Raw genomic sequence first — 7,406 nt, forward strand, 5'->3', positions numbered from 1 at the left:
CACGGCCACACCGAGCCCCGTTCCGAGGAGGGCGCGCGGCCCCGCCGGCAACGCACCCGGCGCCGCACCCGCGGCGGCAAGGCCGTCGACGACGGCGGCAGCACCGGCCACGCGCCGGAAGCCGGCTCCAGCGCCGCCTCCTGACCGGCGGCGCACGGACGCACGACACAGCGAAGGGATCCGGCGACCCCACGGGGGACGGGGTCGCCGGACCCCTTCGGGTCCGATGGAGCCTCCCGATGACCGCCAGCGCAGGGGTGGTGTGACCTCGGGGTGGAGGGTGCCGACGGTCACCGGAAGGCAGCGCGGCCGGCGTAGCAGGCGCCCCCTGCGGTCCGGCCGAGCACGGGAGTCCGACGTGGTACCAGCCCGCCGTCATCCCGAACCTGTCGAGCCCGGCTGACCGGGCAACAAGCTGTGCCCAACGCTACGAAGAGCCGCACGCCGGCGGCATCCGTAGTGATTACGTAAATTCTTCCGCGCGGATCGCCGCGATCTTGGTCATCTGCCTCTACCGTTGGCGTGCATGCACGCCACTCACGCGCTGGGTCAGTGGCCACTGGTCGGCCGGTACGACGAGTATGCGGCCGCGCTGCAGGTCCTGACCGGCGACGACCCCGCGACGGGGTACGGCGTGCTGCTGGTGGGCGAGTCCGGCGTCGGCAAGTCGACGCTGGCGAGCCGGCTCGAGGAGGCGGTCGGCGGCGACGCTCATGTGGTGACCGTCACATCGCCGAGCCGCGCGCAGCCGGTCATGCTCGGCGCGCTCGCCCCGTTGCTGACCGATGTCGCCGCGCACGCCGACGCCAGCCCGATCTCGGTGTTCCAGGCCGCGGCCGAGCGGCTCGGCCGCGATGCCGGCGGCCGGCCGGTGATCCTGCGCGTCGAGGACGCCCACCTGCTCGACGGCGCCAGCGCGGGCGTGCTGCGCATGCTGGCGATGTCCAAGCGCGCCCGGCTGCTGGTCACCAGCCGCCCGAACCCCGGCATCCCGGACGACCTCGTCGCGCTGTGGAAGGACGGCTGGCTGCGCTGGATCGACGTCGCGCCGCTGAGCCGCGCCGAGACCACGCTGCTGCTGCGCGAGGCGCTCGGCGGCGTCGTCGGCCGCGACACCGACCGCCGCATGTGGGAGGCGAGCCTGGGCAACCCGCTCTACCTGCGCGAGCTCGTCCGTTCCGCGCTGAGCCGGAACGAGTTGCTGCACAACCACGGGGTGTGGACGTGGACCGGGCCGGTGGTGCCCGGACGGCTGATCGAGCTGGTCACCGCGGAGCTGCGCCGCCGCCCCGACGGCGAGCGCGAGGTGCTGGAGATCGTATCGCTGGCCGAGTCGCTGCCGCTGCCGCTGCTGTTCGAGCTGGCCGACACCGACGCCGTCGACTCGCTGGTCGCGGCCGGCATGCTGGTCGTCGACAACACCACCACGCCGCCGGCCGCCCGGCTCTCGCACCCGGTCTACGGTGAGGCGATCCGCAGTCTGGTGCCGCCGGGCCGGCGCCGTGTGCTGCGCGAGCGCGTGGTCCGCCACCTGCCCGGTCCGCGCGACGCGTCGCTGCCCGACCTGCTGCGCTGGGTGTCGTGGGCGCTCGAGGCGGGGTCGGTGCCCGAGCCGGAGCTGCTGGTCGAGGCCGCCGCGCTGGCCAACCGGCTGCAGCAGGCCGCCGACGCGCGCCGGTTCGCCGATCTCGCGCTGCTCGCCGACCCCGAGGACGGCGTGGTGGCCGGCGCGCTGGCCGAGCGGGCACGAGCGCACCGGGTGCTCGGCGCCGTCGACCGCGCACAGGCCGACCTCGACCAGCTGCGGGCGCTGCCCGCCGAGGTGCTGACGCCGGCGCTGGAGGCGCACGCGGCGATCACCGGCGCCGACGTGCTCTTCCACGGGCAGGCCGATCCCGCGGCCGCGGTCCGGTTGCTGGACGAGGCGCTGCCGCGGGTCGCGGCGTGCCCGCAGTCGTCCGCCGTCGTGCGCGGGCACCGGCTGGCGGTGTTGATGAACGTCGGACGCCGCGGCGACGCGCTGGACGAGGCGGTCGACTTCCTCGACGACACCACGCTGCCGCTACTGGCCCGGATCCAGCTGGCCGCGCCGGTGCAGCTGTCGCTGGCGCGGGGCGGCCGGGTGGCCGAGGCGCTCCGGCTGGGCGAGCGGTACATGGACGCCGCCCGCGAGTCGCTGTCCGAGGCGACCGCGTTCCTCATGCCGCTGCGTGCCGCCATGGTGGTGATCCGGCTGTTCGCCGGCGACGTCGGCGGCGCGGAGCGCATGCATGCCGACGAGTCCGACCTCGACATCGGGCACGTGCACCACCACCGCAACGTTCCTGGGCTGGTCGAGGGCCAGCTCGCGATGGCCCGCGGCCGCTGGTCCGAGGCGTCCGGTCACCTGGGCGGGGCCATCGCCGCCCTGCGCGACGCCGACCCTCGCGGCCTGCTGCCGGCGGCGCTGGCGCTGGCCGCGGAGTCGGCCGTCTGGCTCGGCGACGTCGACGAGGCGGCGCGGTTCCGCGAGGAGGCGCTGCGCCAGCCGGTGCACGAGTCGTCGACGATCTTCGGGCGGCGCCGCCGCACGCTGCTGTGGGTCGGCCTGGCCCGCCGCGAGGCCGACGCCGTCGACCAGGCCCTGGACGCCGCCGACGCCGCGGCCGCCGCGAACCTGCCGCCGGCCGAGCTCGACTCGCTGCACGTCGCCCTGCTCGGCCTGGCGGACGGGCTGCCGACGGCCCGCGAGCTGACGCTGTCCGACGTCGCCGACCGGATGGCCGCGGCCGCCAAGCAGTGCGACGGGCTCACCCGCGCCGACGCGATGGCCGGCTACGCCCGCGCGCTCGCCGACGGCGACACCGAGCTGGCGTCGGCGTTCGAGGCGACCCTGGCCGGCTACGGCGTCTGGACCAACCCGCCGCGGCAGCAGACCATCGCGCTCACCCGGCGCGAGCAGGAGATCGCGCCGCTGGCCGCCGCCGGCATCTCCTCGCGCGACATCGCCCGGCGGCTGAGCATCTCGACCCGCACGGTCGAGAGCCACCTGGCGCGCATCTACGCCAAGCTCGGCATCACCAGCCGCGCGGAGCTCCCGGCCGCACTCAGCGGCCGCTGAGCGCGGCTACCGCCGGCGACGGGTCCGGCGAGTCGGCCGCGTTGGCAGCTCCCTTGAAGGCGATGTGAGTCAGGTACGGACGACGACCACGGGGGTGCCGACCTCGGTGTGCTCCCAGAGCGCGACGGCGTCCTCGAGGTCCTGGCGGATGCAGCCGTCGGAGAGCGGCGTGCCGAGCTGGGAGAGCGTCTGCACCTCGGTGCCGGTGGCTGTGGCGACCGGGAGGTCGTGGAAGCCGATGTTGGAGTTCTGGCCGCGGAAGAACCGCACCATGTACTCCATGGTCTCGGTGCCGTGCCAGCTGACGGCGTCGCGGGACTTGGAGAACACCTCGAAGGTGCCGGTGGGCAGCTGATCGTAGCGGCTGCCCGAGACGTAGTACGTGCGCACCACGGTGTCGTCGGCGTCGACCAGCCAGACCTGTTGCTGGGTGATGTCGAACACGACCCGGTGACCGGAGCCGCTGCCGGACGGGAGCGGCGCGGTGGCGACCGGCTTGACGTCGGGGTCGGCCGGCGGCTGCACGACGACCTTGACCATGGCCGGCCGGGCGGCCTTGGCGGACGCGACGCGGGCGTCGCCACGCGAGGCGTCGTCGCCGTCGCGTTCGGACAGCGGCGGCAGCACGCCCGAACTGGCCGGAACGTCGGGCCCGGTGGCCGTGCCGGCCAGCGCGAACAGGCCGGCGGTGACCGCGAGGGAACAGCTGAGCACGGTGACCCGCACGCCGTGCACACGGGAGCGGCGGCGAACGCGGGAACGACGACGGGACGAGTGCCGCGTGGCCGATCGGGCCGAGACGCCGTAGCGCCCTGCCATCCGCGCTCCTTCGGGTCGGGAACAACCGTCACTCAGCGTACGCCACCACCCGGTCCGGGCGGCGGCGCCGGCATGATCATGCTCTCGGGCGCGCCCGGATAAACGTGACCGACCGGACGAACCCGGTCACGCCGGTGTCACGACCGCCGTCAGGACGCCTCGAGACCGGCCCACGACGCCCGGGTGGACGTGGACGCCCGCCCCTCGGAGCAGTGCTGCAGGTAGTCGCACCAGCCGCACAGGGACGACGGGCGCGCGGGGAACCGGGCGTCGCCGGTGTCGCCGGCCCGGAACGCGGCGTCGGCCTCGGCGCACTCCGCGGCGATGCCGTCGGCGCGGTCGAGGTGACGGGAGAGCGTGCGGTCGTCGTGCTCCCACACCGCGACGGTGCCGGACGGCAGGTGGTGCAGCTCGACCCGGTGGCACGGGGTGCGCAGCGTGCGGGCGGCGGCCGCGGCGTAGACGGCGAGCGCCAGCGAGCTGCGGGCGTCGTCGGTGCTGAGCACGTGCCGGCCGGTCTTGTAGTCGACGATGACCAGTTCGTCGCCGCGCTGGTCGACGCGGTCGATGCGGCCGGTCAGCGACGTGCCGCCGTGGATGAGCCCGACCGTGCGCTCGACGCCGCGGGGTTCGTCGTCGGGGTCGAGCCGGGCGACGTAGCCCGTCACCATGTCGCGAGCCCGGACCCGCCAGAGATCGGCCTGCTCCGCGTCTCGAAAGCCCTCGGCCGTCCAGTACTCGTCGACCATGGCGCCGGCCCGGTGCGGCGTGCGGGCGTCGCGCGGCAGCCGCCACCACCCGGCGAGCGCGTTGTGCACGACGGCGCCCAGCGTGTTGTGCGCCCACGGCGGCCCCTTGGGCGGCGGCGGGCGGTCGAGGTAGGTGAAGCGGTAGCGGCGGGGGCAGTCGAGCCAGGTGTTCAGCCGCGTGGGCGTGGCGCTGTAGAGGCGCCGCGGCATGCCGTCGAGGATGGGCTGGCTCATGTCGTCATTCTTCCGCCCGCCACCGACAGGGTCGCGTCACCCCGCACCCTCGGCGAAGGCCCGGACGGAGTCGGCCACCAGCTGCACGGCGATGGCGGACAGCAGCAGGCCGGCGATGCGGGTGACCAGCAGGATGCCCGACTCCTTCAGCACCCGCAGCAGCACCACGCTGAACCGCATCGACGCCCAGATGCACACCAGGACCACCGCGATGCCCAGCACCAGCGCGAGGAAGTCCCAGCCGCCGTCGGAGTCCTGCACGAACACCATCGTCGCGACGATGGCGCCCGGCCCGGCCAGCAGCGGCGTCCCGAGCGGCACCATCGCGACGTTCCCGCCGGCCGCGGTCTCCGGCTGGTCGGCCTTGCCGGTCAGCAGCTCCAGCGCCACCAGCAGCAACAGCAGTCCGCCGGCGCCCTGCAACGCGGGCAGGCTGATGTGCATGTAGTCGAGGATCGTCTGCCCGAACAGTGCGAACACCGCGATGACACCGGCGGCGACGGCGACGGCCTCCCAGGCCGCCCGCTTGCGCTCAGCCGGCCGCCGGTTGCCCGTCAGGGCCAGGAACACCGGTACGGTGCCCGGCGGGTCCATGATCACGAACAGCGTGACGACGACCTCGCCGAACAGCTGCCAGTTCACCTGGGGACTCCATGGGGGCTCGTGTGGTCGCCGGTCGGCGGGGTCAGCGCCCGCCGGCCAGCGATCGTAGCCGCTCCCACTCCTCCGGCGCGGTGGTGTTGACGCCCAGCTCGTGGTCGAGCTTGCCGGTGCCGTGGTAGTCGCTGGACCCAGTGACGACGAGGTCGAGGTCGCGCGCGATGCGGCGCAGGGTGCGCCGGCTGGCGTCGTCGTGGTCCTGGTGGTCGACCTCGATGCCGTCGAGGCCGGCCTCGCGCAATGCCTCGACGGCCGACGGCGTCAGCGCGCGGCGGGCGCCCTCGCGACCCCACGGGTGCGCGAGCACGCACACGCCGCCGGCCGCGTGCACCAGGTGGATCGCGTCCTCGATGTCGGGCGCGTACTTCGCCGCCCAGCCCGGCCGGCCCTGGCCGAGCCACCAGGCGAACGCCTCCTCGCGGTCGCGCACGTACCCCTTGGCGATCATCGCGTCGGCGACGTGCGGCCGGCCGACGGTGCTGGCGTCGGGCGAGTGGGCCAGGATGTCGGCGACGTCCATCGGCAGCCCGGCCGTCGTCAGCGCGGCGGCGATGCGGGCCAGCCGCGTGCGGCGGTCGTGCCGGACCCGGCCCAGCTCGGCGGCCAGCGGCTCGTACGCGGGATCGACCAGGTAGGCCAGCAGGTGCACGCCGTGGCCGCGCAGGTCCGTCGAGATCTCCGCGCCCGGCACCACCTCGACGCCGGTCTCGTCACCGGCCGCGAGCGCGGCGGCCCAGCCGTCGAAGGTGTCGTGGTCGGTCAGCGCGACGACGTCGAGACCGACCTCCTTGGCTCGCCGGACGACGTTCTCCGGCCGGTCGGTGCCGTCGGAGACGCTGCTGTGGGTGTGCAGATCGATGCGCAACCGGGGCACCCTCGATGTGATCGCTGGACGTCCGATGACCTCACTGATCGTAGCCCCGCGCCAGCCACGGCGGAGGCGTTCCGTACGGCAACAGGTCCGCCTCGTGGCCGAGATCACGCAGATCGACCACCTCGACGTCCTCGAGCAGCAGCACGCCGGCCGACTGCGGGTACAGGATCGCCCACAGCCAGCTGCCGCCCCAGTGACCGGCGTAGACGGCGCGGTCGGCCGGCCCCTCCACGAACCACAGCGGCACCGAGCGGCCCTGCACCTGCACCTTGGCCTGCGGCTCGCCCTCGACCGCCTTGCCCGGGTCGGTGCCCTCCAGCCCTGCGAGCCCGGCGCCGAGCCCGACGCCCTGCTCCTCGGCGACGAGCAGGAAGTCGCCCGGGCCGCCCAGCGGGTTCGGCCCGGTGATCCCGACGCCGGCGGCCCGCACACCGCCGGCGTCGTCGCCGGCGTGGATGACCGCTCCGACGACCCAGCCGCGCGGCAGCGGCCACGGCAGCCACAGCGGCACGTGCGAGTCGCGGGCAAGCTGGTGCACCAGCGACGCGCTCGGCGTCGACACGGGCGCCAGCGGGTACACCTCGCCGTGCAGGTCGCACCTCCACCGGCTCGTCCAGGCGCCGGGCGGACGTGCGGGCGCGCCGCACCGCGGGCAGGTTCGTTCGCCTCTCACACGACGACGCTGACGGCTCGCGTCCGGCCCGTCAAGCGCCTCGCCGCCCACGCCTCGCGCAGGCGCCGGAAATGAACCGTCGCGACCGTTTCGTGAGCGGGGTTGTGGGGCTCCCCGTCCCCCTGCTGCCCATTCTCTTCGCCGCGCAACCGCGCCTCAAAGCGGACCTATTAGGGCGCTTCGCGCCGACGAGGATCCGCTTGACCCGCGATTCCGCGGCCAAGAACGGGCAGCTGATATGAAACTGGCCGTGAGTGGGCAGGGGGTTGCTGCCGACGGAGCTTGCGGAGTCGGCTG

The 7,406-nt window shown here is 74.5% G+C and carries 6 protein-coding genes; 1 reads left to right on the top strand and 5 read right to left on the bottom strand.

Annotated features, from left to right (window positions below; genetic code table 11):
* Positions 1 to 526 precede the first annotated feature (526 nt).
* A complete protein-coding gene (locus DY240_RS25050; RefSeq protein ID WP_119662421.1) occupies positions 527 to 3,100 on the top strand; it encodes a LuxR C-terminal-related transcriptional regulator in 2,574 nt (857 codons plus the stop codon).
* A 69-nt stretch (positions 3,101 to 3,169) separates the two neighbouring features.
* Here DY240_RS25050 and DY240_RS25055 read toward each other — a convergent pair whose 3' ends face one another.
* From DY240_RS25055 to DY240_RS25075, 5 genes are all read right to left on the bottom strand, one after another.
* On the bottom strand, positions 3,170 to 3,919 hold the full coding sequence (locus tag DY240_RS25055) for a L,D-transpeptidase (RefSeq protein ID WP_119662422.1): 750 nt from the start codon (positions 3,917 to 3,919) through the stop codon (positions 3,170 to 3,172).
* 149 nt (positions 3,920 to 4,068) lie between these two features.
* On the bottom strand, positions 4,069 to 4,902 hold the full coding sequence (locus tag DY240_RS25060) for a RecB family exonuclease (RefSeq protein ID WP_119662423.1): 834 nt from the start codon (positions 4,900 to 4,902) through the stop codon (positions 4,069 to 4,071).
* 36 nt (positions 4,903 to 4,938) lie between these two features.
* Positions 4,939 to 5,544, bottom strand: a complete 606-nt coding sequence (locus DY240_RS25065; RefSeq protein WP_119662424.1) for a MarC family protein — start codon at positions 5,542 to 5,544, stop codon at positions 4,939 to 4,941.
* Positions 5,545 to 5,587: 43 nt separating this feature from the next.
* Positions 5,588 to 6,436, bottom strand: coding sequence for a PHP domain-containing protein (locus DY240_RS25070; RefSeq protein WP_407659401.1), 849 nt, complete (start codon positions 6,434 to 6,436; stop codon positions 5,588 to 5,590).
* Between the two features lie 31 nt (positions 6,437 to 6,467).
* Positions 6,468 to 7,109: a DUF6758 family protein gene (locus DY240_RS25075; protein WP_119662426.1), complete on the bottom strand. Its 642-nt coding sequence runs from the start codon at positions 7,107 to 7,109 to the stop codon at positions 6,468 to 6,470.
* Positions 7,110 to 7,406: the final 297 nt, after the last annotated feature.

Source organism: Jiangella rhizosphaerae, from assembly GCF_003579925.1.
Lineage (GTDB): Bacteria > Actinomycetota > Actinomycetes > Jiangellales > Jiangellaceae > Jiangella > Jiangella rhizosphaerae.